Below are 26,559 nucleotides of genomic sequence, written 5' to 3'. Positions count from 1 at the left end.
GGCACAGCGTCTCCCTCGAGGAGCTCACCGGCCTGACGAGCACGCAGCTGAACACACCGGCCACGGGCGGCTCCGCGCGCGACTGACCTGGCCGCCCGCGGCGGCGTCGGGCCTCACGGTCCGGCGCCGCGAAGCCACTGGCGCTTTGCTGCCCGGCAAGGGGAAGACCAGCCGGCCACGCGTCACAGGCACCGCCGAACTGCCACACTGCATCGCCTGATCGACGACGGCGTCTCGGTCAGCGAGGCCGCCCGCACCCTCAAATCGGTCGCTCCGCCGCCTACGCAGCCCTCGCGCGACGCTGACCAGCGGCTATCTCACCTCGCGGCCCAGCTCTGCCGTATTCCGATGGCACCCCCCTGCACCGATCTCCACCATCGCGAAGTTCGCGTTCGAAGGGCTGACGTTCGGGCAAGCCCGCCAGGCCTACATCAAGGCTGGGCTCCCCATGGAGATCGCCGAGTACGTCCTGTGCTACCAGGCCGAGTACGCCGACGAGCCCCCGCCGGTCTCACCCGCCTTCGAGCAGGTCACCGGCAGGAAGGGCCGCACGCTCGCGCAGTGGGCGGCCGACCGTGCCGACGAATTCGCCCCAGCCACCTGACGTCCGACGACATGCGGCTGGCGGCCCGCCGACCACTTAGCCCGTGCTGAACAAGCCGTCAGCGCGTTGCCAGAGTCATCTCCCCGGCTGCCATGGAGAAGATCAAAGTCAACGACTGATCAGGTAGCGCCGGGGTGTGGTGCCGACGGTGCGGCGGAAGGCGGCCAGGAAGGCGCTCGCCGTGGCGTACCCCACGTCGTGTGCTACCCGCGACACCGGCTGCCCCTCGGCCAGCAGCGGGAGGGCGGCGCGCAGCCGTACCTGCGTGCGCCAATGATCGAAGCTCATGCCCGTGTCGCGCACGAACAACCGCGTCAACGTCCGCCTGCTCACGCCCGCCGCGCGGGCGTGAGCCTCCAGGCTGCGCGGGTCGGCGGGATTGGCCAGCAGGGCGGCCGCCACCACCCGGACACGCTCGTCGGTGGGCTGGGGCACGTCGATGGGCCGGGTGGGCAGCGGGCGTAGCAGGTCGGGCACCACCGCCTCGGCGCGCAGTCGCGCGTCGCCGGTGAGGTCGGTGCGTGCCAGGTACCCGATCAGCTCGGCCAGCAGGCCGTCCACGCCGACCGCCGTGGGCTCGGGCCAGTCCAGTGGGCAGCGCTCCGGCGCCAGGTACAGGCTGCAGAGCACGGCGTCGCGGGTCGCGCCGGTGGCGTGGGCGACCCCCGCGGGCAGCCACAGCGCCCTGGTGGGCGGCAGGACCCAGTACACCTCGCCCACTTTTACGCTCAGGACGCCGCGCCGGGTCCAGGCGATTTGGTGGTGGGTGTGGCGGTGCGGGGGGATCCACTCACCCGAGGCAAGTGGGAAGTGGCCGACGATGATCGCGCCTATGTCCTCCATGCGACACAGTCTGGCCTCATCGCGGATTGTGGCCAAATACGGCGGATCATAACGTCGTCGGGTGCCGATGATTGTGTTGTGTCTCGTCCAGTTCATGCTCGTGCTTGATGACACCGTCGTGAACGTTGCCCTGCCCAGCATCAGCGATGAGCTGGGCTTCAGCGCGTCTGGCTTGCCCTGGGTCGTCAACGCCTACTTCCTGGCCTTCGGCGGTTTGCTGCTGCTGTGCGGCCGGATGGCGGATCTGCTGGGCCGCCGTCGCGTCTTCCTCATCGGGGTGGCGTTGTTCGGGGTGGCCAGCCTGGGCTGCGGGCTGGCTCAGGAGCCGTGGCAGCTCGTGATCGGGCGGTTTGTCCAGGGCGGCGGCGCTGCGATGGCCAGCCCGGCGGCGATGTCGATGATCACGTTGCTGTATCCGGGGCCGGAGGAGCGGGCCAAGGCGCTGGGCATCTGGGGTGGTATCGCCGCCCTGGGCGGGACCTCGGGCCTGGTGCTGTCCGGGGCACTGACCGATCTGGTGTCCTGGCGCGGCATCTTCCTGATCAACCTGCCCATCGTCGCCGTGGCCCTGGCGTTGCTCCCGCGCCTGGTCCCCGAGTCCCGCGCCCTCGGCAGGCGGCGCCGCCTCGACGTTCCCGGCGCGGTCCTGGTCACCGGTGCTGCGGTGTCGCTGGTGTACGGGCTGCTGAGGGCCGGAGAGACCGGCTGGAGCGATCCGATCGTCATCGGGGCCGTCGGGTTCTCCGCGGTCCTGGCAGCGGCGTTCCTGATGGTCGAGTCGCGGGCGGCGGCGCCGCTGGTGCCTGCATCGTTCCTGGCCTCGCGGACGCGGGCGGTGGCCAACGGCGCGACCCTGCTGTTCTCGATGGCGATGTACGCGATGTCGTTCCTGCTGATGATCCAAGTGCAGACCGTTCTGGGCTACAGCCCGTTCCTGGCCGGCATCGCCTATCTGCCCTACGGCGCCGGCATCCTGGCGGGCATGTGGCTGTCCTCCCGCGTTTCGCTCAGGATCGGGACGCGCTGGGCGCTCCTGCTGGCCTTCTTGGTCAACATCACCGGCCTGCTGCTGCTGTCCGGCGTGGCGGCGGGCGACTCCTACACCGCCCACGTCCTGCCCGGCATGCTCATACTGAGTGTGGGCAACGGGCTGAGCCTGCCCGTCATGGCGGTGGCCGCGGTCGACGGCACCACCGAGGAGGACGCCGGTCTCGGCTCGGCCCTGTTCACCTCCGTTCAGCAGGTCGGCGGTGCCGTCGGGGTGGCCGCGCTGGCCATCATGGGCTACTCGGGCGGGCTCACGGCGGGCGCGGTCTGCGTGGCGCTCGGTGCTGTGATCATCGTCGTACTGCTGCCGTCACGGGCCAGCGGCCCGCGGCAGACCGCTGCACATGAAGCCGATGGCCGAAGCAAGCCGGCAACCGCTCCCCGGCCCTGAGTAGGCGTGACTCGGCCTGAATCCGCAGGGACACGCCCGCTTCCGCCATGACCTGCGGAAACCCTTCGGCGAGATGCATTTGAACGGATAGTCACGGCAAGCCGCTCAACGCTGCTCTGCTAACGGGACTTTTCGTTCGGATGCTCGGCCAGCTCGCCGATCGTCAACTGCTCGCTCATGGGACCGCAAGCATACGCGAGCCCCAGCCACCGGCCCCGCACGCGGCTCAGCGTCCCGCGCCCGCCGTGAACGCCAGGATCGCCTCGGAGATGAGCTCGGGCGAGTCGAGGGTCGGGAAGTGCGTGGGACCGCCCAGCCAGCGCGGCTGGAACCACGGGTGCCCGGCGCTGAACGCGCGCTGCTCCCGGCGGTGGCCGAGGTCGCCGGGCTGCGAGAACAGGTGCGCGATGGGCCGTTCCTCCTTGATCGCCAGCATCCGCTCCAGCGGCGAGCCCCACCGGGCGTACGCCGCCTCGATCACCCGGCAGGACCTGGTCCACATCTCCTCCTCGAAGCCGGCCATCTCCTCCTCCAGGTGGCGCCGCACCTCCGGGCTGTCGGAGCGGTCGAGCCAGATGTCGAACAACCTCTGGCGTCCCGCCCTCCAGGTGTCCGGGTGGTAACCGGCCCGCAGGCCCGCCACGAACTCCGGCGAGGCCCGGCCCACCAGCCAGTCCACGACCACGACGCGGGGCACGCGCCCGGCGCCCAGCCGGTCGGCCCATCAACGACGCCCTGCGCTGCCTGGAGAACACGTGGGGACAGCAAGAACCCCGTGCTCGTCAAGAACGCGCTGTACGAGGCCGGGCCGCTGCCCACCACGACCTGTAACGACCTGCCGGACGAGCCCACGACATCGGACGACTGGATTGTCTCGCCGTCCTCGGACCCGCAGTAGTTCTTGGGCAGGCGGGTCACGTACCGCACCTTGACGGCTCCGCTCCTCTGCTCCTGGCTGTCACCGGGCACCCCACGCCCGTCGGGCCCTGGATCTTGGTCGCGATTGCCTCCATACTGCCGTGGGTGACGTTGCGGATAGAGATCCTCGGCTCCCTCCGTGCTCATCGCGGGCAGGCGGAACTCGACCTCGGGCCGGCCCAGCAGCGAAGCGTCCTGGCCGTGCTGGCCCTGGCCGAGGGACGCTGCACGCCGATGTCAGAGCTGGTCGACGTCCTGTGGGGCGAGAGATCGCCCGTCACGGCCGTCAATGTCCTGCACACCTACGTCAAACGGCTGCGGCGCATCCTCGAACCCGATCGCCCCAGCCGCGTGGCCAGCCGCCTGCTCCCGCGCGTCGGCGACGGCTACCTGCTCAGCACCGACGAGGTCGAGGTGGACCTCTGGAAGTTTCGCGCCCTGGCCAGGCAGGGTGGCGGTCACGATGCGGTGCGGCGGGCGGTGGCGCTCTGGCGCGGCCAGCCGCTGGCCGAGCTGCGCCCCCTGGCGGGGCATCCGCTGCTGGCGGGACTGGCCCAGGAGCTGATCGTCGCCCTGGAGACCTTTGCCGAATCGGCCGTCCTGAACGGGCACGCGGTCGACGTGCTGCCCCTGGCCGAGGAGATAGGCCGTATGGCGCCGCTGGACGAGCGCGTTCACAGCGTCCTCATCGAGCTCTACCTGGCCACCGGCAGGCGGGCCGAGGCGCTGATGCACTACCGCGACATCAGCCGCAGGCTCGACGAGGAACTCGGCGTGCGGCCGGGTGCGCAGCTCAGTGCCGCCCACGAGCTCGCCCTGCACGCCGACACGCTCCAGCCGGGCAAGCAGCAGGCCGCCAAGCCGCAGGCGGGCCGGCCGCCGGTCGCGCCGGGGTGGGGAAGATTACCCGTCCCCGCCCAGCTCCCTCCCGACATCAGCGACTTCTCGGGCCGGCTCGGCCAGCTCTCGGCGCTGTCGCGCATCCTCGGCTCCCCGGCCGACGGTCGTACGGCGATGCCGACGGCGGTGGTCACCGGGCTGGGCGGCGTCGGCAAGACCACCCTGGCCGTGCATCTGGGGCATCTGGTGCGGGAGAACTTCCCCGACGGCCAGCTCTTCGTCGACCTGCACGGCACCGACCGGCCCGCCGCCGATCCCGCGGCGGTGCTGCACCGGCTGCTGATGTCCATGGGCGTGAACGGGGCTGTCATCCCCAAGGAGCTCGACGACCGGGTGGCGCTGTACCGCAGCAGGATGGCGGGCCGCCGGGTGCTGCTGGTGCTGGACAACGCCGTGGAGGAGAGCCAGGTGCGCCCGTTGCTGCCCGGCGCCGCCACCTGCGCCACGGTGGTCACCAGCCGGTCGCGGCTCATGGGATTGAGCGGCGCGCACCGGCTCGACCTCGACGTCTTCACCGCCGACGAGGCGATGGACCTGCTCGTGCACCTGATCGGCGAGCAGCGGGTGAGGGGTGAGGGCGACGCCGCCCGCGCGATCCTGGAGGCGTGCGGCCACATCCCGCTGGCCGTCCGCGTGGCGGGCGCCCGCCTGGCCGCCCAGCCCCAGCTGAGCCTGGAACGTTTTCGCAGGCAGCTGAGCAACGAGCGCCGCAGGCTGGACCACCTGTCGGCCGGTGACCTGGCGGTGCGGGCGACCTTCGGGCTGAGCTACGACGCGCTGCCGCCGGCCGTACGGCGGGCCTTCCGCGTCCTGGGGCTGCTGGACGTCGCCGACTTCGCCGACTGGACCCTGGCGGCCCTCCTGGACGAGCCGCAGGACCAGGCGGAGCGCCTTCTCGACCAGCTCATCGACGTGCAGCTGGTGTCGGTCGCCGACGAGGACGAGACAGGCGAGCCGCGTTACCGCATGCACGACCTGATCAAGCTGTACGCGGCAGAGCGGGCGGCGCTGGAGGACGACGAGGCCGCGCGGGAGGAGGCCAGGGTCAGGGCCTACGCGACCTGGCTCTCGCTCGCCGAGCAGGCGGACACGGAACTGGCCTACCGGACCCTGCCCGCGCTGCGCGGTCCGGCGCCCCGCAGGAGGCTGCCGGCGGAGCACACCGGACTGCTGCTGGACGATCCGGTGAAATGGTTCCAGAGCGAGCGGGCGAACCTGGCGGTCGTGATCACGCAGAGCGCTCGCGAGGGACGAGCTGACCTGGCGTGGAACCTGGCCGAGGCGTGCGTGGGCTTCCACGAGATGCGCGACCTGCTGGAGGAGAGCCAGGCGGTGCACGCGGCCGCGATGGCGGCGTGTGGCGAGGACGTTCCGCGTGGGCGGGCGGTGATGGCCCGCAACCTCGCCTACCTGTTCAGCGTGCCGATGATCCAGCCGATCGCGATGCACGAGCACGCCCAGATCGCGCTCGACCTGTTCCGCTCGGTGGGAGACGTCCGCGGCGAGATCCATGCGCTCGCGATGCTGGGCACCGCGGTGCTCGCCGAGGGGCACGACGAGGGGCACGGCGAGGAGGGTCTGGAGCTGATGCACCTGGCGCAACGGCTGACCAGGGAGCACGGCCACGATGCGGGCTTCGACTTCGTCCACGCGGGACTGGGTTTCTCCTACCGCGAGCGCGGCGAGCTGGAACTCGCCTCGGCGCACCTCGAGCAGGTGGTCGAGCGGGCCAGGGATCGCAAGGTGAACCGGCTGCACCTGACGGCGCTCCGCTCGCTCGGCATGGTCCGCCACTACCAGGGCCGCTACGACGAGAGCCGCGAGGCGCTGCTGCAGGGCCTGCGACTCAGCAGGAGCCTCGGAGTGCGGCTGAAGGAGCTGCTGGCGCTGGTCGTGCTCGGCGAGAGCGGGGTGCTCACCGGGCAGCCGGACGCCGACTCCTTCCTCGACACGGCCGAGGAGCTCGGCGAGGAGATGGCCGGCGAGATCACCCGCGCCATCGTCTCGCGGAGCCTGGCCACCAGGGACCTGGTGAACGGCCACTTCGAGCAGGCGCGCGAGCGTCTGCTGTTCTCCTTGCGGGTCTTCCGCGAGCTGGGGGTGCTGCACCTTCAGGCCATGGTGCTGAAGGCCCTCGGCATCGCGCACGTCATGCTGGGCGAGAACGCGCAGGCCCTGGCGGCGTGGGAGGAGGCCAGGGGACTGTACGGGAGGATCGGCAACCGGCATGAGATGGGAGAGATCGAGACGCTCGTCGCCGGAGTCACCGGCTGACGATGATCCATTCGGCGTCCAGTCGTGATCCATTCAGGTGGTCTAGCCTCCGTGGCGGATCCACTGCCGGATCCACTGCCGGATCCACTGCCGGATCCACTGCCGGATCCGCCGCCGGGACCGCCCCCCTCCCCGCCTGGAGCGCCCATGATCTCCGTGTCCCTGATCATCGACAATCCCGATCTGCTGGTCGTCGCCATCGCCTCGCTGGCGGCCGACCCGGGCTGCAGGCTTCTGGCCAGGGCCGGCAGCCTCCCCGAGCTGACCGAGCGGCAGGGGGACCGGGCGGACGTGATCGTCGTGGACGCCGCCCTGGCCGGGCCGCCCGACGGCGCCGAGACCCTCCGGCTCCTGCGCGCCGCGGGCCACCGCGCCTTCGCACTCGGCGAGGACGCCACCCTCGTGGAGGCGCCCGCGCAGTCCGCTCTCGCGCCCGGCCGGCTCGCGCCCGCCATCCGCACCTTGCTGGGGGCCGGCCCGCAGCTGTCGGGCCAGGAACGGGCGGTGCTGCTCGGCTACGCCTCCGGGCTCACGCTGGAGACCGCCGCGCGCCGGGCGGGCATCCAGCCGTCCACGGCCAAGAAGTACCTGGAACGCATCAAACGCAAGTACGCCGACTGCGGGCGCAGCGCCTACACCAAGGTGGACCTGGCTCGCTGCGCCCGTGAGGACGGCCTGCTCGGCTGACGGCTCAGCCGGGAAGGCCGACCGGCAGCAGGTACAGCGCGCTCTCGGCGACCCCGTCGAGCCCGAACAGCTCGTGCACCAGGTCGTCGTAGAAACCGCCGAGGGTGATCGTGCCCAGCCCCAGCGCGGTCGCCGCCAGGGTCAGGTTCTGCGCGACGTGGCCTGCCTCCAGCAGGGCGAAGCGCAGGGCCCGCGTGCCGTACCTGGGCCGATGGGTGTCGAGGTGGGCGGTCAGCAGCAGGACGGCGGGCACGCGGGTGACGTCGATCAGGCCGAGCCGCTCGTCCACCTGCGCCGAGGTCAGCCACATCGAGGTGGCCGCCAGTTCGTCGTCCGCCGGCGGCGCTCCGAGCCGTCGCAGGGTGCGGCCGTCCTCGCCGACGTGGTAGGTGCCCGGGTCCAGCCCTTCGACCTCGCGCACGACCAGACGCAGGCGCGTGCCGTACCTGGCTCCCGCGCCGGGGAACGGGCGGCGCCGGTAGGCATGGGCGGGGCCGTCGCCGAAGCGCAGCGTGCGGTCGGCCCTGGCGCCGAACGCCAGGCCCAGCAGCGAGCCCAGCTCCGCGGCGCCCACCGGGCCGGTGAAGGTACGGCAGGAGGCCCGGCGGTTCAGGGCCTCGCCCAGCGGCAGGCTGAGCGGCGGGCCCTCCGGCAGGCGCACCTCGGGCAGTCCGGGCATCGGCGGCCGGTCCCGGGACGGCTCGCCGTGGGAGTCGTCGGGCAGCGACGGCAGGATCCCCGGCGGGTACTTCGACTCCTCCAGGTAGCGCTGGTCGGCTCCCGCGTCGGCGGCCAGCAGCGCGGCGACCAGCCAGCACACCGCGCGCTCCTCGTCGGGCAGGACGCCCAGGCGGTTGCAGAGCATGTGCAGCTGCGACGCCCAGATCCACAGCCGGCGCACCTCGTCGAGCCCGCGCGCGGCCAGCTCGCCGTCCGCCTCGGCCACCGTACGGCTCCAGCGGACGCACAGGTCGTCGTCCTCGGCGGCGGCCAGCAGGTGGCGCAGCGCCTCGCCCTGGCCGGCCACGAGCCTGGCGGTGCGCGCCAGGGGCACGGCGGGCGGCAGGAGCTCGACCTCGCTGGTGTACCGCCAGCTCGCCGCGTGCCTGCGCAGCCAGGCCGCCGCGGCCCGCTCGTCCAGGCCGAGTCCCAGCGTGGTGGCGCGGACGAGGTGGATGGCGGCGCTCATCCGTCCTTGCGGGAAGCGCCCTGACAGCGCCTCCACGGCGGTCTCGGTGGAGCGGCAGAAGACCCGCTCGGCCACGCCGATGCCCTCGGCTTCGCCGTACCTGCCGGTCTCCGGCTCGTAGGCGATCGACTTCACGATCCCGTGCGGCGTCCAGCCGGGGTCGGCGGGCAGGTCGGCGGGCGGGGCGTCCGCCAGCGCGTCCGTCACCGCCCGCTCCAGCTCCGCCGGGTCGCCGACGCCGAGGGCGCGCACGCGCAGGTGCGGCCCGCCCTCCCAGTACCTGATGAAGAACCAACCGGACGTGCGGCGGGCGGCCATGAGCGGGCCCAGGACGCCGGTGAGGAAGTCGTCGGTCCGCTCCACGGACCAGTGCACGAAGCAATGCAGGCTCGTCCAGGTGTCCACGGCAGTCCTCACGTCAGGGGAAGGGGTGGGGGTGGAAGGGCAGGTCGTCGTAGCGCGGCGGTGCGGGCAGGCGGCCCAGCCTCGCGGGCACCTCCAGCAGCCGGGGCAGGCCGCGGGTGCGGCGGTAGACGTGGCCGAAGGTCATCGGCAGCGACCCCGGCACGATCACCTTGGCGGCGTGCAGCCCGAGCCGCTCGCGGGTGACCGGCTCGCTCTGGTCGACCGCTATCACCTCCAGGCCCCGCGCCGCGAGCTGCGCCACCCACTCCGACAGGTACCCGCCCAGGTCGGGTACGGCGGGGCGGCGGGGCCACACCTCGCGCCAGGACACGGGGGTCTCCTCGCCGCTCAGGAAGGAGTGCCAGGGGGCGGCCTCGGCCAGAGCGTTGACGAAGACGTGGTCGTCGACCGTGCGGACCAGCGTGGGATCCTCCAGCATGGGCCGCAGCCGGTCGGGGTCGAAGGAGACGATGCGCGGATCCGCGGCGTTCCTGGCGTTGATGTAGACCTCGACGACGGCCGACCTGACGGCGGTGAGCGGGTCGTGGTGGGCCCCGGCCGCGAACAGGGCGTTCGGCCGCCGCGGATCCGGCACGCGTCGGCGGATCATGCTGAGGACGGCCGGCACGCCGAAGTCGTTGGTGGCGTCGAACAGCAGCAGATCGTGCCCGAGCGAGCCGAGCCGGTCGGCCAGGCGGCAGATCTGCGGGTCCTCCGTCGGGGTGGCGATCCGCCGCAGCGGGGTGCGGGCGTACCAGGCCATCAGGAAGGCGTCGCGCTCGGCGACCTCGAACAGTCCGTACAGAATCGCCTCGGCCAGGCTGGAGCCGAGCCCGCAGCCGTTGGAGGAGTCGTAGATCGAGCGCCTGCCGCGCAGCCGCCAGTACACCAGCTCCTCGGGCACCAGCCGGTCGCGCCCGTGGGTCAGCGACCAGCCGTGGACCCAGGCGAGCGGCAGGCCGGGAGCGTAGGGCGTCAGGCGGAAGGCCGGATGGTCAGTCAACTCCGGCTCGTGCAGGCCGAGGGTGGCCGGGTCGACCGCGACGTGCGGGTCGAGCTCGGCGTGGGCGGCGCGCACGACGGTACGGCTGCCGCGCGGCGTCATGCCGGTCAGCCGCTCCAGCGCCTCGAACAACGCCACCCGCTCGGCGTCGGCGAAGTCCTCCGCCCTGCCGTACCCCGCCTCGGAGGAGTCGGCGGCGCCCGGCAACTCGGCGCTGGCCAGGGGCAGGCTGCGCGAGCCCCAGCGGAACAGCCGCAGCACCGGGCCGACCCGCCAGTCCAGCAGGATCTCACGCAGCCCGCCCGCGCCGGCCGTGCGGAGGTTGGCCTCGCGCAGGCCGGTGCCGGTGACCGGGTGCGAGGCGATCGTGATCGGGCGCGGGGAGTCGTCGGGCAGCGGTGCGCAGACCCGGCAGCCGCCGAAGGGCCGCACCCGGTGGGTGGAGACCTCCAGACTCTCGCCCCTGATCGCCCACATGACGCCGTCCTGCGGTCGCTCCGCCAGGCGCTCGACCAGGGCGGCGACCGTCGGCGGGACCGAGCCGCCCATGACCTGGCCGGTGTGCGGGGGACGGCCGGGCAGGGCGTGGATCCTGGCGTGCTCGGCGCAGGCCACGCACGCGCTCGTTCCCGGTCCGGTGAGCGGGCCGACCAGCACCAGGCCGCCGTCGCAGCGCACCGGAAGGACGGCGGGCCCGCCGTCCACGGCGCGGGCGGCCAGCTCAGTGATCGATTCCAGGGTCCAGGTGTCGAGGACGACGACGTCGAAGTCCATGCTCAGCTCCGCCAGATCTGGAAGCCCGCGGCGCTCACCGCGCAGGGCCGTTCGTCGCGGTGAGGCAGGCAGCCGGTCAGCTCGCGCAGGCGGGCCTGCAGCTCCTCCTCGTGCGCGGAGAGCGCGGCGGGCCACAACCACCGGCCCAGATCGCCGTCGCGCTCCTCCGGGGTGAGATCGGGGGAGGGTACGGCTCCGCAGACCGGCGTGACCGGCCCCGGTGCCAGGAGCGTGCCGACTGCGGCCATGGCGGCCATGGCCGCCGCCTCGTCACGGTCGCGCTCGACCGCCCAGCCCAGGCGGGAGCCGCCGCTGTCGACGATCTCGGCGTGCCAGGCGCCGTCCAGGTCGCGCAGGCACAGCCGCACGGCGCGGCCCAGACGGCGGGTCAGGACGCGCCACCAGTGGCTGCCGGGGACCGGGCCGCGCCACGGGGCGAGCCCGGCGGCCAGGCGGTCGGCCAGGTGGCGCAGGAGGACGCCGCAGGCGTGCAGCTCGTCCGCGCCCACGGCCGTGTGCGCCGGGTCCTCGCCGGTGAGCGCCTGGGCGGCGGCCTGAACGGCCGCCAGATGGGCGGTGTCGGTCGTGGGACCGGCTCCGGTGACCTCGCGGCCGGGCAGCGGGCAGACGACCAGGCCGAGGGGGAGCTGGGGGTGGCCGTCCGGGACGGCGGGGGGCAGCGCTCCGAGGTCGGGGTCGGTGAGCAGCGCGGCCCGCCGGAGCGCCTCCTCCAGCGTGACGCGGTGGGCGGGCGAGACCGGGGCGGCCGGAGGCCAGGGGCGGTAGGAGGCCTCCAGCGGGTCGGCCTTGGCGAGCAGGACCTCGCCGGACCTGGCGGGCCATCCGGCGATCGCCCTCGCCATCCGGTCGGCCGCCGCGGCTCCCAGCAGCTCGGCCAGCATCGCATCGGGCGCGAGCCCGTGGCCCGCGCCGGGCGGGTGAGGGGTGGCCGGGGGGTCGGCGAGGCGGGTGGCCGGGGCGTCGGGCAGGTGAGTGGTGGCCGGGGGGCCCGCGAGGCGGGTGGTCAGGGCGTCGGCCAGGGCGGCGGCCTGGGCGGGGGGCAGGGCGGGCGTGACGAACCCCGTCGGGCCCAGGCCGGCGGCGCGGACCACCAGTACGCCCGCGATGAGCGTGAGGCCGTCCGAGGCGGGTGCCGTGCGGGCGTCGATATGGCAGCGGGCCAGCGCGTCACGCGCCGCCTCCGCCAGCCGCCCCTCGCCCCGCACCGTCACGGTGGCCGCGCCCAGCGAGCGCCACGCCGCGTCCGGGTCGGGCGCCGCCGATTCCAGCCACCCCCGTACGGCCGGCGGCATGCCGTCGCCGGGCCGTACCGCCACCAGCAGGTCGTGCTCCCGCAGCCGATCGAGCAGCACCCGCACGGCCTCCCGCAGAGCGGGCTCCGGGCACAGCGCGTCGAGATCGCGCTCGCTCACCCCCTCTGCGAGCAACGGCGCCAGCCGCTGCCACAGCGGCCACAGCCCGGCCGCCCCCTCCAGGCTGACCGCGCCGCTCCACGACCGCAGGTGCACGCCCGCGGGCAGGCGACCGGCCCGCACCACAGGGCGCAGCCGCAGGACCGCCTCGGCGCTCACGCCGGAACTCCGCTCAGCCGCTCGCGCCACGTCCGCCCGGTGATGCGCTCGACCGCCTGGCTGAACAGGTAGGCGGCCAGGTAACGCTCCACAGGCCGCAGGTCGCACAGCGCCAGCAGGCGGTAGAGCACGTTGGTGCCGAAACGGTAGAGCCCGAAGGGCCTGCTCAGCGCCACCTTCTCGAACCCGGACCGGTTGAGCAGCTGGTGGTATTCGCTGTAGTGGCGGCGGGTGAAGTCCCACCGGATCTCGGTGTCGCCGCCGAACCGGGCGGCGACGGCGGCGTGCCCGTTCCGGTCGCCGACCAGGGCGGCGGTGTCGAGAGCGGCGTCGGCGTGCGCGGACGCGTCACGTGACCAGGCGCGCCAGGCCGCCGCGACGCCCTCCAGCCGGCCGGGCAGGACCCCGCCTTCCGCGACGGTGCGGACCAGCTCGGTCACCCCCGCGCCGCGCTCGGCCCACTGGTGCTCGAAGGCCGCCTCCAGGCTGCCGTCGGGATCCTCGTAGGCCAGATGGTCGGCCACGTGCGACAGGAAGGACTGGTAGCCCGCTCCCAGCCCGGTCGGATAGCCGGCGGCATGGGCGGTGATCGCGACCAGGGCGAGGGTGACGCGGGAGCCGGGGTCGCCGGCCAGCTCGAGTGACCGTTCCACCGCGCCCAGGCCGAGGGCCAGCAGCTCGCACCGCTCGAGCACGGCGGCCCGCGAGCCCAGCAGGTCGACCAGCGGAGTCAGGTCGGCAGGGCGCACCAGCACCGAGTTGTCGGGGTGGAGGGGTGCGTACGGTCCGGGCACGAGCTCGGCGCGCCCGATCAGTTCCGCCTGCCGTACCAGCTCGGCCGGATCCACCACGGCGGTGGAGGGGAAGGCCGCCAGGTGGCGTCGGCAGGCGTCGGCGGCCTCCTCCGCGGCCCGGGCGTGATCGCCGGGACCGTGGAAGCGGAGCAGGACGTGCGGTCCGCGCAACCAGTGCCGATCGAGGTGGACGCTGCCGGGAAAAGACCGCGCGAGCGGAATGAGGAATTGCCGCAACAATGGCGCCTTGAAGTCCTCGTAATAATGGCAGATCACGTCGATCATACGTACCCGTCCAAGCGCGTAGAAGGGCTCTTGAATGGCCGGGGCGCGGTTCCGGAGGAAGCGGCGTCCCGGCCGGTAAATCATTCGATCTCGGTGCCGCCGCAGCAGGACGACGAGCCGCAGGTGGAGCAACCGCCGCAGCTCGACGATCCTGACGAGGCGCCGGTCTCGGGCAGGGCGACGGCGTCACGCATGGCCGTCACCTGCAGACTGGACAGATCCAGGTCGGCGAGGCCGAAGTCGGCGGTAGTGATCGCAGGGGACATGATTCACCTCCCAGGTGCTGGAGTTCGACTCCCGAAGTATGGGCCGCGTCCCGCCGCGATCACCTGACAGGTTTTCTGCTGTCTTGACCATGCTGTCGGAAAGGTGTACTGACAGCGGTCGGCCAATTTTCGGACCTTGACTGTCGGGAGCCCGCGTGAATACGCTTCGCCCGTTTCCACGACGCGATCGGTATCGGTGAAGAAATGAACGCTGTCGAGGTCGAGAATCTCACCAAGAATTACCGGGGAAATCCCCGTGCTGCGGTCGACGGAATCAGCTTCGAGGTACGCCACGGAGAGGTCTTCGGCATGCTCGGCCCGAACGGGGCCGGCAAGACCACCACCGTCGGCGTGCTGACCACGCGGGTGCGTCCCAGCGGCGGCCGGGTGGTCGTCGAGGGCGTCGACGTGCTGCGGGAACCGACGCGGGCCAGGCAGGTGCTGGCCGTGGTGCCGCAGCGGACCAACCTGGACCGCTCGCTGAGCATCCGGCAGGTCCTGCAGTGCCACGCCGCCTACCACGCGGTGCCCCGCGCCGAGCGGCGCAGGAGGGCCGGCGAGCTGCTGGAGCGCATGGGCCTGGCCGACCGCGCGAGCGACCGCACCGACCGGCTCTCCGGCGGTCAGGCGCAGCGCGTGATGATCGCCAGGGCGCTCATGCACGAGCCGCGCGTGCTGTTCCTGGACGAGCCGTCCGGCGGGCTGGACCCGCAGTCACGGCTGTTCGTGCACGAGCGCATCGCCGAGCTGCGCGAGCGCGGCGTGACCGTGGTGCTGACGACGCACCAGATGGACGAGGCGGCCAAGCTCTGCGACCGGGTCGCCATCCTGGACCACGGCAAGGTGCTGGCGCTGGACACCCCCGGCGCCCTGGTCAGGGAGCTGCCGGGCAGCAACACCCTCACGCTCGCGCTGGACTCGGCCGAGGGCGCGGCGGCCGCGGCGCTCGCCGCCGTCGAGACCGTCGAACGCGTGGAGGAGCTGCCGGGCGGGCGCGTGCGCCTGTACACCTCGCACGATCCCGGTGAGGTGCTGCCCACCGTGGTCAAGGCGCTGGCCGGCCACGACCTCACGCTCGCCGGGGTGGAGTTCGCCCGCCTCGGCCTGGAGGACGTCTTCCTCCGCCTCACCGGACGGGAGCTGCGATGACCACCATCGACGAGGCCAGGGCCGCGGCCCCCCGGCCGCCCGTGGCGCGCTCCTTCGCCGCCATCCTCACGCGCGACCTCGTCGTCACCTGGCGCGAGCTGCCCGCCTTCCTGACCCAGGTGGTGCTGCAGCCGCTGTTCATCCTGTTCGTCTTCGGCACGGTCCTGGGCGACCTGGGCTACGTCGGCCGCGACTTCGGAGCGGTGCTGCTGCCTGGAGTCATCGCGCTCAACGCCTTCGTCGGAGGGCTGCAGAACACCGCGCTGCCGCTGACGCTGGACTTCTCCTACAGCAGGGAGATCGAGGACCGGCTGCTGGCGCCGCTGCCGATCTGGCTGGTGGCCGTCGAGAAGATGCTCTTCGGCACGGTTCGCGGCCTGCTCGCCGGAGCGGTCATGATCCCGCTGGGCATGCTCGTCCTGCCGGGCACCGAGATCGCCCTCGCCGCCGTGCCGCCCGCCCTGCTCGTCATGGCCCTGGGGGCCTTCGTGGGCTCGGCGATCGGGATGACCCTGGGCACCGCGGTCTCGCCCCGGGGCATCAACACCGTCTTCGCGGCGGTGCTGACGCCGCTGATGTTCACCGGGGCCACCCAGTTCCCCTGGCCGGAGCTGGAGCGGCTGCCGTGGTTCCAGGTCGTCTGCGCGCTCAACCCGCTCACCTACGTCAGCGAGGCCATGCGCGCGGTCATGGTCCCCCAGATCCCGCACCTCGCGTTCTGGCTCTGCCTGCTCGTCATGGCGATGGCCGGCGCGGGGTTCGCGGTCGCAGGCGCGCTCGGTTTCGGCCGCCGCGCCCTGGACTGAAGGAGGTGCCCGCCGCTTCCCTTCCACCCGCCAGCCGCACTCGCACGTGTACGTGTACGGAAAGGAATGAAACCCCATGTCGAACCTGACCTTCAACCTGGAGGACCTGGCTCTGGAGGAGCTGTCGGTCACCACGATGCGCGACGGCGTCGCGCTTCCCGAGACCGGCGCCTCCGCCTGCAGCGCGTTCACCTCGATCGCCACATCCTCGTCCTGCTGCTGCATCGTCATCCAGTAGGGAGCATGCGATGACCGCTTTCCCCTTCGAGGTGACGGATCTGAACCTGGAGGAGCTGTCGGTGACGGCGATGCGCGACAGCGTCGCCCTCCCCGAGACCGCCGCCTCCGGGTGCCTGACCACCTCTTCGTGCTGCTCGTGCATCCAACCCACCTGAGTGAGAGAAGGTGCCATGCCCAGTTTCGCCTTCCAGGTCGACGAGCTGGCTCTGGAGGAGCTGTCGGTGACGGCGATGCGTGACAGCGTCGCGCTTCCCGAGACCGGCGCATCCGGCATCAGCTGCTCCAACCTGTCGATGTCGTGCAGCTCCTGCTGCTCCATCGACCCGATATAGGAAGCCGCTCACACCCCCCGGCCGCTCACGGGTGGCCGGGGGACCACCCACAGAGGATGCGTGATGACCAGCACATTGGACAGGCCGGCAGGCAGCGGTACGGCGAGCGCTGAACTGGCGCCCTTCGCGGTGGTCAGGCGCGCGGCCCTGCCGTACCCCGAACGTCCCCAGCAGGCCGAGCCGTGGCGTGCGGCCCTGCGTGAGCTGGCCGGACTGCTGCGCACCATGGAGGCGGCCGCGCCCGGCCTGGCCGACGCGCTCGCGGCCAGTGCCGCCCGCCACTCCCTCGACTTCCACCGCGCCGTGGTGCTGCCGCTGCGGCGCGACGTCCACAACGGCCGGGTGCCGCGCGAATCCCTCGCGGCCCGGCTCGGCGACCTGCCCGAAAGGGTGCCAGGACTGGCCGGGTGGCTGGCCGCCGCCCGCGCACGCGCCCGGCTGGAGCAGGAGCTCGCGGCCGGATGGGGCGACGCGCTGACGGCGGAACGCGAGGTCCTGGCGGGCATCTGTAGGGCGGAGCCGCTGCGCCAGGCCGTCACCCTCACCGGGCGCGACCTGCTGTACGGCGTGGACCGTACGGCCGCGTGCGCCGGGCGCCCCGACAAGCGCGCCCGCCAGGCCGAGCCCACCGTGCTGCGCTACGCGCTGCGCGCCACCGCCAAGACCAGCCCGCTGTCCTGGTACACCTCGGTCGGCCTCGGCTGGTGGGACGGGCGCCCTGGCTGCGACCCCCAGCCGCGCGCCTGCTCGCAGGTCAACCACGTCCTGGTCACACGGCTGCTGAACGCCCTGCTCAAAGACCCGGGCAGACGCGTGAACCTGCCGCACCGGCTCGCACCCGCCCTGCGGGAGCGCGACGGGCGGGTGGTGTACCAGCGCGACATCCCCCAGGCCGACGCCACCCACGTGCACGCGGCCCGAGAGGAACGGGTCGAACTCGCCCTCACCGCGCCGGTCTCCTTCCTCCTCCGGCACCTGCACGAGGGGGAACGCACCCCTCGGGAACTGGCCGAACTGCTGGCGCGCAACATCGCCGACCCGGCGGCCGCGCAGGCGGCGGGCGCGTACGTGGGACAGATGATCGACGTCGGGCTCATCGTGCCGGTGTGGCCGGTCGACCCGCAGGACCCGGACGTGCTGGGCTCCCTGGCACGCTGGCTGGAGACCGCCCCGGCCGCCGGCGGCCTGGTCTCGGACGGCGTGGCCGCTGATCCTCTGGTCGCGGGCGGCTCGCCGGCCGGGCGGCTGGCGAGCCTGCGAGAGCGCACCGCGGCCTTCTCCAGCCTGCCCGCCGCCGCCCGCCCGGCCGCGCTGGCCGCGCTGGCCGACGACTGGCGGGAGACGGGCGAGCTCGTGGGCGCCGACCTGGCCGGGGTGCCGGTTCTCATGGAGGACGTCACCCTCCCCGGCCCCCTGCCCCTGGGCGCCGGGCACGGCCGCGCCGACCTGCCCGCGCTGGCCCGGCTCACCCCGCTGACCATGCTCTTCGACCACCACCTGTTCGTCCGCCGCCTGGTCACCGAGCGGTTCGTCGACCTGTACGGCAGCGGCGCCCGCGTGCCCCTGTCCGCCTGCACAGAGCTGATGTCGCAGGTCTGGAGCCAGGTGCTCGGCAACAGGCAGCGCGACCCCGGCATCGAGGCCGCCCGCGAGCAGGTGCGCGAGCTGATCTCCGCCGCCGGCGACCCGCACTCGCTCGACCGCGAGATCCCCAGGGAAGCCGTCAACGCCGCCGCGGACCTGCTGCCCGCCTGGGTGCACGCCCGGCCGGTCTCCTACTCCTACTTCGTCCAGCCCGTCCCCGGCGGCGGGCTCGCGGTCAACCACGTCTACGCCGGGTTCGCCAGGTTCACCAGCCGTTTCCTGCCCCAGCTCGACCCCTCGGCCACGGCGGCCGTGACGGAATGGCTGCACCGCGTCCTGGGCCCCGACACCGTGCAATACCGCCCGGTGCTGGGCTTCAACGCCAACCTGCACCCCATGGTCACCGCCCGCGAGGTCGGCGAGGACCCGCGCTGGGCCGACCTCCCGCCCGAGGAGCTCGACCTCCTCCACGACGAGGACACCGAGCTCGTCCGGGTCGTCGACCGCGCCACCGGACGCCCCCTGAGCGTGCTCTACCTCGGCTTCCTCGTGCCCTACTCGCTACCGGACCGCACCGCGCCCCTCACCGCGGACCTGGTGTGCGGGCATCCGGCACTGTCCGGCCTCGCTGGCAGGCGCGAGACGGGCGGGGTGACGGAGCTGGGACGGCTGACCCACGACGGGATCGTGCTGCAGCGCCGCAAGTGGAAGTTCGCCGACGACGCGGCCACCGCGCTGCGCGAAGCCTTCAGGAGCGAGCATCCCGCCGTCGCCGCCGCCCGCCTCCGGGCCCGCCACGGGCTGCCTGAGCACCTGTTCGCCGAGGCGTCCACGGCCGTGGACTCGCTGGCCGGGTTCCTGCGCAAGCTGCGGGCGGCCAAGCCGCAGTACGTCGATCTGGGCAACGCCCTGCACCTGCGCTGCCTGCCCGCCCACCTGGAGCGATACCCCGAGGACATCGCCCTGGTGGAGGCCCTGCCCGTACCGGGGACCGTGGACGAACCGGTGACCGAGCTCATCGTCGAATCCTGCTGGAGAGCCTCATGAGCGAGTTGGACGTCGTCTGCTATTACTACGAGCCCGTCAAGGCGGGGCTGCTCAGGCAGGCCGTCTTTCCCGCGCTGGGGGAGGCGGTCGCGGCGGGCGTACGCGGGCACGTCGAGCGCCACTGGCTCCACGGCCCCCACCTGCGCGTCCGCCTCCGACCTGGCCCAGGCACGACGAGCGCCGCGAACCCGGCGGACGGCATGGCCGCCCCGGCGGAGCTGGCCGCTGCCGCAGAGCTGGTCGCCGATCGGTTGCGCGGCCACCTGAGCCGCCACCCCTCGACCAGCCGGCAGACCCCCGCCGACCTACTCGCCCACTCGCGCGAGGCCGGGCGCCTGGAACTGGTCGCCGGGCCGTACGAGCCCATTTTTCCCGACAACACCGTCACCATCACCCCCGCCGACCACGCCCCGACCGCCGGGCTGCTGGGCTCGGCCGAGCTGGTACGGCTGCGCTCGCGCGTGCTCGAACGGGGCATGCCGCCGTGCCGTACCGCCCTGGACCAGCTCGCATCGGACGGCGACAGCGCGCCCGGCCGGATCGCCCTGGCGATCACCGCGATGACCGTGCACGCCGACGAGTACCCGCACGGCCTGCAGCACGGCTACCACTCCTTCCTGTCGCACGTGGAGGATTTCCTCACCTGGCACGACCCGGACGGCCGGGTTCGGCATGGTCTCGACACCGCCTGGGAACGCAACCGCGAGGCGACCGTCGACCTCGTGGCACGCATCGCCGAAGGACACCGACCCTCCGCCGCCGTGTCGGCCTGGCGGGCCTGGAGCGCGGCGGCCCGCGCCGAGGCCGGGCAGGCCTGCGACGACGGCGTCCTGGTGATGGAGCTCGGACCCGGCTACGCCGCACGCGCCGCCCTGCTCGACGATCCGCGCACCGCCCGGCGCTGGGACCCGGGCGCCCCGCGCGAGGTCAGTGAATACCACCGGGCGCTGCGCTCGGTGGACTTCACCCGGCCTCCGCTCGGCCGCAGCTTCACCGTTTACCGGTTCGGCACGAACATGCTCTACCAGCTCCTGGCCGTCTGCGACGTCACCCCCATGGAGCGGTACCTGGCCGCCTCGATGATGGCCCGCGCGGTCCAGCAGGTGACGGGCACCAGCTGGCGCGAACAGCTCGGGGCGCCCCTCGGGTCGGTGGCGCGATGACGGAGGTGCTCCGGCTGCGCCCGGTCGTCCACGCCGCCCCCACCGCCGACGGGGTGCACGTACGCGGGTGGACGTCGAGCTTCACCGTCAAGGGCGGGGCCGGGCTGTGGCGGCTGTGGGAGCAGCTCGCCGCGGCCCTGGCGGGCGGCGTGCCCGCCCCCGAGCTGGCCGCCCCACCCGGCACCTCGGAACCGGTCGCCCGCGCCATCGAGCTGATCATCGGCCAGCTGCGCGAGCACGACATGCTCGTGGCCGTGCCGCAGGGGTGGGGAGAACCGGGCCCCGACCTGCCGCCGAGCGCGGTGGCCGGCTGGCTTGAGTCCTCGGCGGCCGACCCCGCCGCCGCGTGGCACCGGCTCGCCGGGACGGTGTTCACGGTCTGCGGCGCAGGCGCACCGGCCGCCGCCGCCGAGCGCGCCCTGGCCGCAGCGGGGATGCGCTACCGCCGCGTACCGGGGCCGGCCTCCACGCTGACGCTGGAGGCGTCGGACCAGCTCGCCGTGGTGGCCGGGTGCCTGGGAGAGGTCGGCTACGCCGTACCCCCGGGCTCCGCCGACACGGCGGCAGCGCAGGCCGCCGCCGTGGCCCACCACCTGTCGGACGGGCCCACCGCGGAGCCGCCCGAGGTCCTTTGCGCACTGGTGGCCGGGGCTGCGGTGCACCGGTTGCTGTGCGCGGCGGCCGGGCTGCCCGACCCCTCCCGGGAAGGGCGCGAGACCCCCACACCGCACCACGCGGTCCTGGTCGCCCGCCTCGACCCGCTCAGGATGGCCTATCACCCCTGGCCCGGCGCCGAGCCACCCCGCGAGGCGCTCTCCTGGGAGGAGGCCATGGCGGCACTCGACGTCCTCGGCGATCCTGAGCTGGGCCTGGTGCCCGCCCCACAGGCGCAGGATCTGCCCCAGCTCCCCGTCAACCTGGCCGCCTGTGGCGAGATGGTGGGCTACGGCACCACACTGGACGCCGCCCGCCTGCACGCCGCCCTGTCCGCGGTCGCCCGGCCCTCCGACGTGGCCATCGGCATGGATCACCTGCACGCCCGCGGCCTGGCCCTGCGCCTGGCCACCCATCGCGACCGGCCGGAACCGGTGGCGGCCGTGGAGCTCGTGGAGGAGGCGGAGTGGGCCGACGATCCCGCGGCGCGCCGCTGGTGGAAGGCGCTGACCCTACGCCTGGCCGTACCGGCGAGCATCGAGGTGGTACGGCTCGCGGCCGGCGTGGTGCATGCCCAGGTGAGTGCACGCGGGTGCGTCCTCGGCTGGGCGGTGGAAGCCGAAGCAGGCGAGGCGGCAGCCTTCGCCCTGCTCGCGGCGACGGCGAGGGAACAGGCGCGCCGTGCGGGCCGGTCGATCGCCGAAGGTGCACCGGTCTGCGGCGCGACCCCGGCATGGCAGCCCTCGCCCCAGCCGCTTCCCTGGGGGTACCGGGACCATGCCTGGCCGTCTGGTTCCCGCGACGGCGAGGCCCGCTTTCAGCAGGCCCTCGCAGTCCTGGCCGGCGAGCATGAGACCCCTGGAGCCGAAATCGGGGCCACCGCGCTCAGGCCGGCTGCACTCGTGGCAGACGAAGCCGGGGTCGGCGGGCTGTGGGCGACCTCGGGTCTGGTCGCGGTCCGGGTACCCCCTGCCCGCGCGGCGCGGCCGCTCGTCCTCGGACGCGCCCAATGAAGATCCGCTCCTGCGCGACAGAGCTACGCGACACGGACGCCGAGGCGCTCTTCCTGACCCGGTACCGCCTGGCCGAGCTGGAGGAGCTCGCCGCCCGCACCAAGAGCAGACGGCATCCGTTGCTGCCGATCTGCCACGAGGGCGCACTGGTCCTGATCGGCCCGGTCCGGGGCCCCCGAGGCGGCGTCTGCCTGGCCTGCGCCGAGACCCAGCGGCTGGCCGCGTTCGGGACCGCCGTCCCGGTGGGCGACCCGCGGCTCACCCTGCGAGGTGTGGCATCGCCCGCCTTCCAGCCCGCTCTGCTGGAGCTGGCGGTCACGATGCTCGCCGACGCCGAGCGGCACGCGGACGTCGTCTACGCCCTGCGGACCGACCACGGCTCCCTGACCCGCCACACCGTCATGCCCCGCACCGAGGGATGCCCGACATGCGCACCGCGGCCGACGGAGGAGCCCATCGCCCAGCCATCGCCCCCAGCTGCGACGGCCGTCGCACAGACGTCGTCCCCCACCGCAGAATCCGCTGCCCGAGCACCGCTGCCGGCCGTCGCGGGCACCTTGCGGACCCACAACCCGAGGACCGAGGGCTCACGCCTGCACGACACGCTGATCGACTCGCGTTACGGCCCAGTGGCAGGTCTCAGACGCAGTGGCTCCCTGGCCCTGCCCACGGTGGCCGCGATGCTGGCCGGTGACCCGGACGGGCAGGTGGCCGGGTTCGGCCGGACGGGGGACTTCGCGCAGTCGGAGCGGGTGGCCCTGTTCGAGGCGGTCGAGCGACTCAGCGGCATGCGCCCGCACGGCGGCCTGGCCGGCGCGGCCGGCACGGGTGGCACGGGTGGCGCGGGCAGGGCGGCGCGGGCGGGTGGCGCAGGCGGTGCGGTGTGGGCGGCCTTCGCCGACCTGGGCCCGGACCGCGCGGTCGATCCCGCCACGCTGGGCCTGCACGAGCCCGACCGGTACCGGACCGACCCCCACCGCACCCTGGTCCCCTACACCCCCGACGTGCCGACCACCTGGGCGCAAGGTTGGTCCTTCACCCGCTCCACGCCCCTTCTCGTCCCCGAGCACGTCGCCTACTGGGGGCTGCCACGAAGCGACGCGGCCAGGTTCGTGGCCGAGACCTCCAGCGGTTGCGGGCTGGGCAACAGCCTGGCCGAGGCGGTGCTGCACGGCTTCTTCGAGGTCGCGGAGCGCGACGCGTTCCTGATGGCCTGGTACGCGGGCACCCCGCTGCCCCGCCTCGCCGTACCGGACGATCATCCCCTGCTGCCCCACCTAGTCGATCGCCTCGACCACCGTGGGTACGTCCTGGAGTTTTTCGACGCCACGAACGATCTCGGCGTCCCCGTCGCCCTGGCGATGGCCCGGCAAAGGGACGGCAGGCAGCCCGCGGCCTTCTTCGCCGCAGGAGCGCATCCCGATCCGGTGGCCGCGATGGTCTCGGCCGCCGCGGAGATCGCCGTGGACGTCGAATCCGCCGCCGACCGGGCCAGGCGGGTGCCGGGCGACTACACGAGGGAGCGGCTGCTGCGCCTGCTCGACGACCCGGACCGGATCCGCACCATGGAGGACCACGTCGCCGTGTACGGCCTGCCGGAGGCGGCAGGGAGGTACGCGTTCCTCCTGGAGGACGCTCCGGAACCGGTGCCCGCCCCCGCTCCACCCGGCGGCGACCTGTGGGCGGTTCTCGACCACTACGTCGGCCATCTGCGTGGGCTCGGCCTGGAGCTCGCCGCCGTGGACCAGAGCCATCCCGTCATCCGCGACCGTTTGGGCCTGCGTGCGGCGAAGGTGATCGTGCCGGGCACGCTGCCCATGACTTTCGGCCACGCCAACCGGCGCCTGCGCGGCCTGGACCGGCTCTGGAGCGTCCCCGCCCGCCTGGGCCGCCGCCCCACACGTGGACCCGACCGCCTGCCACCCCACCCATTCCCGTGACGGAGCCTCTCATGGCGGAGTCCCCTGCCCCGTCGTCGGCCGACGGCATCGACTTACCAGCCGACAGCATCGCCGCCGTCCTGGCCGCCGTCCACGAGCACGGGCCGGGCAAGGGCCCGCACTCCGAGGGCCCGGTACGGCCCGAGCCGCCCGCCGTTCCAGGCACCCCGCTGAGCTCGCTCGCGGCCTGGGGTGACTTCGGCGCCACCCTGGCCAGGCTCCTGACGGACGTGCTCACCCCGACCCGCTGGGAGCCGCACAACCCGTTCAACGACCACCGCGCCTACCCCTCGCCGCGCGCCGCCTACCTGATCGAGCCCTGGCTGCGGATCGGCATCAGTGCCTGGCGCGTCGACCCGGTCCGGCGCACCCTGGCCGGTCCCGGCTCGCCGCGCCCCGCCCGGAGGGTCAGGCTGGATCTGCGGCGCCGTCCGGACCGGCTGCCCGCCGGCTACGGCTCGCTCGCCGAGGCCCTGGCCGAGCTGGAAGCCGGGCACCTCATGGGAGCCCTGGCCGAACGTGCGCCCGGCCATGGGCTCACCCTCGTCCCGGATCCCGCGGGCGTCACGATCACCCCCGGCGCCTCGGCCGCCGTCGCCTTGCCGCTCCTGCCCTCCTGGCGCAGCGCCGGTCTGGGGCCGCGCGGCGTGTCGGCCGACCCCAGGCCCTTGCCGGAGTCGGCTGCCCGGGCGGTCGCCGAGGCGCTCACGGATCCGCCGCCGGGCTCACCTGTCGCGACCTCGCGCCTGAGAGTACGGCTGGCGCTCAGGAACGTGACCGGCTTGCCGGACGGCTGGTACGCGCTGTCTCCCTTGGAGCCGCGAAGGTGCGACGACCGCCACCCGCCGTCCCCCCTGGAGGTACGACAACCGGGCGCCGCGATGGCGGCGGTCCAGGCCGCCTTCACCTACCCGCCCGAGCAGATCCACGTAGGCGGCATGAACCTGGCCGTTCTCATCACCGCCGACGTCGGGCGCGCGGTGCGGGAGGAGGGACCCCAGGCCTACCCCGCTCTCCTGCGGGCCGCCGGAGCGCTGGCGCAGCACGCCTGTACGGCCGCGGCCGTACAGGGCCTGTTCTGCCGCCCGGTGCGCAGCGTCAGGGAAGCGTCCCTGGAGGCCGCCGCCGGCGCACCCGCCGCTCATGACCTGCTCTACCTGGCCCTGGTCGGACGCCCACGGTTCGCCTCGCTCTCCTACGACCTGACGCCGCTCCGCCTGGAAACAGACCGCCCAGGACGAGAAGGCCGTCGGCGCGGCCGAAGCTGAACGCGACACCGCCCTCCAGGCCGAAGCCCACGCCATCACCGCGCACGCGCAGGTGAGCGAGGACCTGCGCGCTGAACGTGCGAGGGGATCGCGAGGACCGGCACAGATGACAACGCTTCCGTCTGAGCCTGGGTCCACGGTGTGAATTGTGGTGATCGTTCTTTGGCTCAATTCCTCGGGTCGCGGCTTGTCCGGGTGCTGCGGGCTGGGGCAGTGGGTGGGCCACATGGCCGGTGACTGTCGTGGTCGTCGGGTTCGAGGCGGTGGCGCGGGACATGGGACGGGTCAGGCCGCTCGGGCCGGTGGCGGGTCGTGGACGGCCTCGAAGGCGTTCAGCCAGCCTGCTGCCGGCGCCAGCGCGCGTAGAAAGCGCTGGCTAGTACTCCAGTGACACTTCGCGATCTTGAGGCGTTCAGGTCACATGGCGACGGCCACCGCGAGATCTCCGGTGTTGGTGAAGACAACCAAAGATCGTGCGGTGGCCGCGAACCACAGCGGAGAATCTGATGGCTGGATGGTCATCTGCAACGAGCTGATGGCCCGGATCGCCGACCCGTTCGGCCGCGTCGAGCCCCGTCGGGCCGCGACTGCAGGCCAGACGAAGGAGCACGGCCGAGCCGTCCCGGAGGTAGGACAGCGCGTCCAGTGGTGCGGGCCGGTCGTCGGTGGCGAGCTTGCCGCCTACGGGTCCGATTTACGCCGGATGCATCCTGTCCGAGGCGGACATGATGAGCGCATGATGGAAGAAGCAATGACGAATGACGGTCCGGCTTCGGGGGGCGACGAGGGCAGGAGCTCACTGGCAGTGCTGGAGCGGTTCTACCGGGCGGAAGTTGCCTATATCGCCGCAGGGGGCTTCGGCAAGGCCGACTTCGGCCAGCTTGCCGAGTGCCTGGACCCAGAGGTCGTGATGTACCAGGCGGACTCCCTGCCCTACGGGGGCACCTGGCGCGGACCGAGCGGCATCGAGCGGTTCATGGCCGCCATGAGCGAGGCATGGCAGTCCCTGGAGTTCCTGGAGCAGAAGTATGTGGTCGACGGCGGCAGTGTCGTGGTCTGGAACCGCGGCATCCTGCGCGCCCGCGCCACCGGCCGGGCCTTGGAGACCTCGGTGATGCAGCTGATGACGATCAGGAATGATCGCATCACCGAGATACACCCGTTCTACCTGGACACTTCTGCGGTCCTGCACGCCCTGCGCCCGGACGACGACGTCTAGCTGTTCTGTCCCGTGAGGTCGAGTACGCGGCTGGCTGGTGGCAGACCTGCTGGTGCGGTGTGGCCGCGGTGGTGATTGTAGGTGTGCAGCCAGTACGGCACGTGGCGGCGTTCGATCTCTGAGGCGTAGCGCCGGGCGTAGGCCCATTCGTCCAGCAGGGTGCCGTTGTCGG

General features: G+C 73.1%; 23 protein-coding genes and 1 pseudogene. 16 read left to right on the top strand and 8 right to left on the bottom strand.

The features are described from left to right. Nucleotides 1–448 precede the first annotated feature (448 nt). Nucleotides 449–604 carry a hypothetical protein gene (locus tag ABZ459_RS19050; protein WP_357971561.1) on the top strand — a complete coding sequence of 52 codons (156 nt, stop codon included), beginning with the start codon at nucleotides 449–451 and terminating at the stop codon, nucleotides 602–604. 108 nt (nucleotides 605–712) lie between these two features. On the opposite strand, the gene ABZ459_RS19045 is transcribed toward ABZ459_RS19050, so the two are convergent. Continuing rightward, nucleotides 713–1,447 (bottom strand): helix-turn-helix transcriptional regulator, encoded by a 735-nt coding sequence (locus tag ABZ459_RS19045; protein ID WP_357971560.1) that lies wholly within the window; start codon nucleotides 1,445–1,447, stop codon nucleotides 713–715. 67 nt (nucleotides 1,448–1,514) lie between these two features. On the opposite strand from ABZ459_RS19045, the gene ABZ459_RS19040 reads away from it, so the two are divergent. After that, nucleotides 1,515–2,885: an MFS transporter gene (locus ABZ459_RS19040; protein ID WP_357971566.1), complete on the top strand. Its 1,371-nt coding sequence runs from the start codon at nucleotides 1,515–1,517 to the stop codon at nucleotides 2,883–2,885. 226 nt (nucleotides 2,886–3,111) lie between these two features. On the opposite strand, the gene ABZ459_RS19035 is transcribed toward ABZ459_RS19040, so the two are convergent. Continuing rightward, nucleotides 3,112–3,582, bottom strand: coding sequence for a hypothetical protein (locus tag ABZ459_RS19035; RefSeq protein ID WP_357971559.1), 471 nt, complete (start codon nucleotides 3,580–3,582; stop codon nucleotides 3,112–3,114). 78 nt (nucleotides 3,583–3,660) lie between these two features. Between ABZ459_RS19035 and ABZ459_RS19030 the strand changes: the two genes are divergently transcribed. The 3 genes from ABZ459_RS19030 to ABZ459_RS19020 all read left to right on the top strand — a co-directional run bounded on the left by ABZ459_RS19030 (nucleotide 3,661) and on the right by ABZ459_RS19020 (nucleotide 7,664). Next, a complete protein-coding gene (locus tag ABZ459_RS19030; protein WP_357971558.1) occupies nucleotides 3,661–3,783 on the top strand; it encodes a hypothetical protein in 123 nt (40 codons plus the stop codon). Nucleotides 3,784–3,908: 125 nt separating this feature from the next. Then, complete coding sequence (locus ABZ459_RS19025) at nucleotides 3,909–6,977, top strand: BTAD domain-containing putative transcriptional regulator (RefSeq protein WP_357971557.1); 3,069 nt, start codon at nucleotides 3,909–3,911, stop codon at nucleotides 6,975–6,977. 147 nt (nucleotides 6,978–7,124) lie between these two features. Continuing rightward, a complete protein-coding gene (locus tag ABZ459_RS19020) occupies nucleotides 7,125–7,664 on the top strand; it encodes a hypothetical protein (protein ID WP_357971556.1) in 540 nt (179 codons plus the stop codon). A gap of 4 nt (nucleotides 7,665–7,668) precedes the next feature. Here ABZ459_RS19020 and ABZ459_RS19015 read toward each other — a convergent pair whose 3' ends face one another. The 5 genes from ABZ459_RS19015 to ABZ459_RS18995 form a co-directional block, all read right to left on the bottom strand. Then, nucleotides 7,669–9,258, bottom strand: a complete 1,590-nt coding sequence (locus ABZ459_RS19015) for a thiopeptide-type bacteriocin biosynthesis protein (protein ID WP_357971555.1) — start codon at nucleotides 9,256–9,258, stop codon at nucleotides 7,669–7,671. Between the two features lie 13 nt (nucleotides 9,259–9,271). Further along, nucleotides 9,272–11,035 carry a TOMM precursor leader peptide-binding protein gene (locus tag ABZ459_RS19010; protein ID WP_357971554.1) on the bottom strand — a complete coding sequence of 588 codons (1,764 nt, stop codon included), beginning with the start codon at nucleotides 11,033–11,035 and terminating at the stop codon, nucleotides 9,272–9,274. A 2-nt stretch (nucleotides 11,036–11,037) separates the two neighbouring features. Then, nucleotides 11,038–12,627, bottom strand: a complete 1,590-nt coding sequence (locus ABZ459_RS19005; protein WP_357971553.1) for a hypothetical protein — start codon at nucleotides 12,625–12,627, stop codon at nucleotides 11,038–11,040. After that, nucleotides 12,624–13,706 carry a hypothetical protein gene (locus ABZ459_RS19000; protein ID WP_357971552.1) on the bottom strand — a complete coding sequence of 361 codons (1,083 nt, stop codon included), beginning with the start codon at nucleotides 13,704–13,706 and terminating at the stop codon, nucleotides 12,624–12,626. The genes ABZ459_RS19005 and ABZ459_RS19000 overlap by 4 nt, the downstream gene beginning before the upstream one ends. 80 nt (nucleotides 13,707–13,786) lie before the next feature. Next, nucleotides 13,787–13,972: a thiazolylpeptide-type bacteriocin gene (locus ABZ459_RS18995; protein WP_329579942.1), complete on the bottom strand. Its 186-nt coding sequence runs from the start codon at nucleotides 13,970–13,972 to the stop codon at nucleotides 13,787–13,789. A 204-nt stretch (nucleotides 13,973–14,176) separates the two neighbouring features. Here ABZ459_RS18995 and ABZ459_RS18990 point away from each other — a divergent pair, with 204 nt between their 5' ends. The 11 genes from ABZ459_RS18990 to ABZ459_RS18940 all read left to right on the top strand — a co-directional run bounded on the left by ABZ459_RS18990 (nucleotide 14,177) and on the right by ABZ459_RS18940 (nucleotide 26,387). Continuing rightward, nucleotides 14,177–15,121: an ABC transporter ATP-binding protein gene (locus ABZ459_RS18990; RefSeq protein WP_357971551.1), complete on the top strand. Its 945-nt coding sequence runs from the start codon at nucleotides 14,177–14,179 to the stop codon at nucleotides 15,119–15,121. Beyond that, nucleotides 15,118–15,927: an ABC transporter permease gene (locus tag ABZ459_RS18985; RefSeq protein ID WP_357971550.1), complete on the top strand. Its 810-nt coding sequence runs from the start codon at nucleotides 15,118–15,120 to the stop codon at nucleotides 15,925–15,927. The genes ABZ459_RS18990 and ABZ459_RS18985 overlap by 4 nt, the downstream gene beginning before the upstream one ends. Nucleotides 15,928–16,003: 76 nt before the next feature. Next, nucleotides 16,004–16,165, top strand: a complete 162-nt coding sequence (locus ABZ459_RS18980) for a thiazolylpeptide-type bacteriocin (RefSeq protein WP_357971549.1) — start codon at nucleotides 16,004–16,006, stop codon at nucleotides 16,163–16,165. 10 nt (nucleotides 16,166–16,175) lie between these two features. Then, the gene (locus ABZ459_RS18975) at nucleotides 16,176–16,322 is read left to right on the top strand and encodes a thiazolylpeptide-type bacteriocin (protein ID WP_329579955.1); all 147 of its coding nucleotides are present in this window, start codon (nucleotides 16,176–16,178) and stop codon (nucleotides 16,320–16,322) included. Between the two features lie 15 nt (nucleotides 16,323–16,337). Next, complete coding sequence (locus ABZ459_RS18970; protein ID WP_329579958.1) at nucleotides 16,338–16,499, top strand: thiazolylpeptide-type bacteriocin; 162 nt, start codon at nucleotides 16,338–16,340, stop codon at nucleotides 16,497–16,499. Between the two features lie 63 nt (nucleotides 16,500–16,562). Next, the gene (locus ABZ459_RS18965; RefSeq protein ID WP_357971548.1) at nucleotides 16,563–19,130 is read left to right on the top strand and encodes a lantibiotic dehydratase; all 2,568 of its coding nucleotides are present in this window, start codon (nucleotides 16,563–16,565) and stop codon (nucleotides 19,128–19,130) included. Next, nucleotides 19,127–20,293, top strand: coding sequence for a lantibiotic dehydratase C-terminal domain-containing protein (locus tag ABZ459_RS18960; RefSeq protein ID WP_357971547.1), 1,167 nt, complete (start codon nucleotides 19,127–19,129; stop codon nucleotides 20,291–20,293). Before ABZ459_RS18965 ends, ABZ459_RS18960 begins: the two co-directional genes overlap by 4 nt. Next, the gene (locus ABZ459_RS18955; protein WP_357971546.1) at nucleotides 20,290–21,960 is read left to right on the top strand and encodes a hypothetical protein; all 1,671 of its coding nucleotides are present in this window, start codon (nucleotides 20,290–20,292) and stop codon (nucleotides 21,958–21,960) included. Before ABZ459_RS18960 ends, ABZ459_RS18955 begins: the two co-directional genes overlap by 4 nt. Beyond that, nucleotides 21,957–23,900, top strand: coding sequence for a TOMM precursor leader peptide-binding protein (locus tag ABZ459_RS18950; RefSeq protein WP_357971545.1), 1,944 nt, complete (start codon nucleotides 21,957–21,959; stop codon nucleotides 23,898–23,900). The genes ABZ459_RS18955 and ABZ459_RS18950 overlap by 4 nt, the downstream gene beginning before the upstream one ends. Before the next feature lie 11 nt (nucleotides 23,901–23,911). Continuing rightward, nucleotides 23,912–25,168 carry a hypothetical protein gene (locus ABZ459_RS18945; protein WP_357971544.1) on the top strand — a complete coding sequence of 419 codons (1,257 nt, stop codon included), beginning with the start codon at nucleotides 23,912–23,914 and terminating at the stop codon, nucleotides 25,166–25,168. A 421-nt stretch (nucleotides 25,169–25,589) separates the two neighbouring features. Continuing rightward, a complete protein-coding gene (locus ABZ459_RS18940; RefSeq protein ID WP_357971543.1) occupies nucleotides 25,590–26,387 on the top strand; it encodes a nuclear transport factor 2 family protein in 798 nt (265 codons plus the stop codon). Here the strand turns inward: ABZ459_RS18940 and ABZ459_RS18935 are convergent. Continuing rightward, nucleotides 26,384–26,554, bottom strand: a pseudogene (locus ABZ459_RS18935) (IS481 family transposase); the annotation flags it as partial. The gene ABZ459_RS18940 and the pseudogene ABZ459_RS18935 overlap by 4 nt on opposite strands. Nucleotides 26,555–26,559: the final 5 nt, after the last annotated feature.

Source organism: Nonomuraea sp. NPDC005692, assembly GCF_040631115.1.
Lineage (GTDB): Bacteria > Actinomycetota > Actinomycetes > Streptosporangiales > Streptosporangiaceae > Nonomuraea.
The sequence above is the reverse complement of the archived record's forward strand: the minus strand, read 5'-3'. Positions and strand labels throughout refer to the sequence as shown.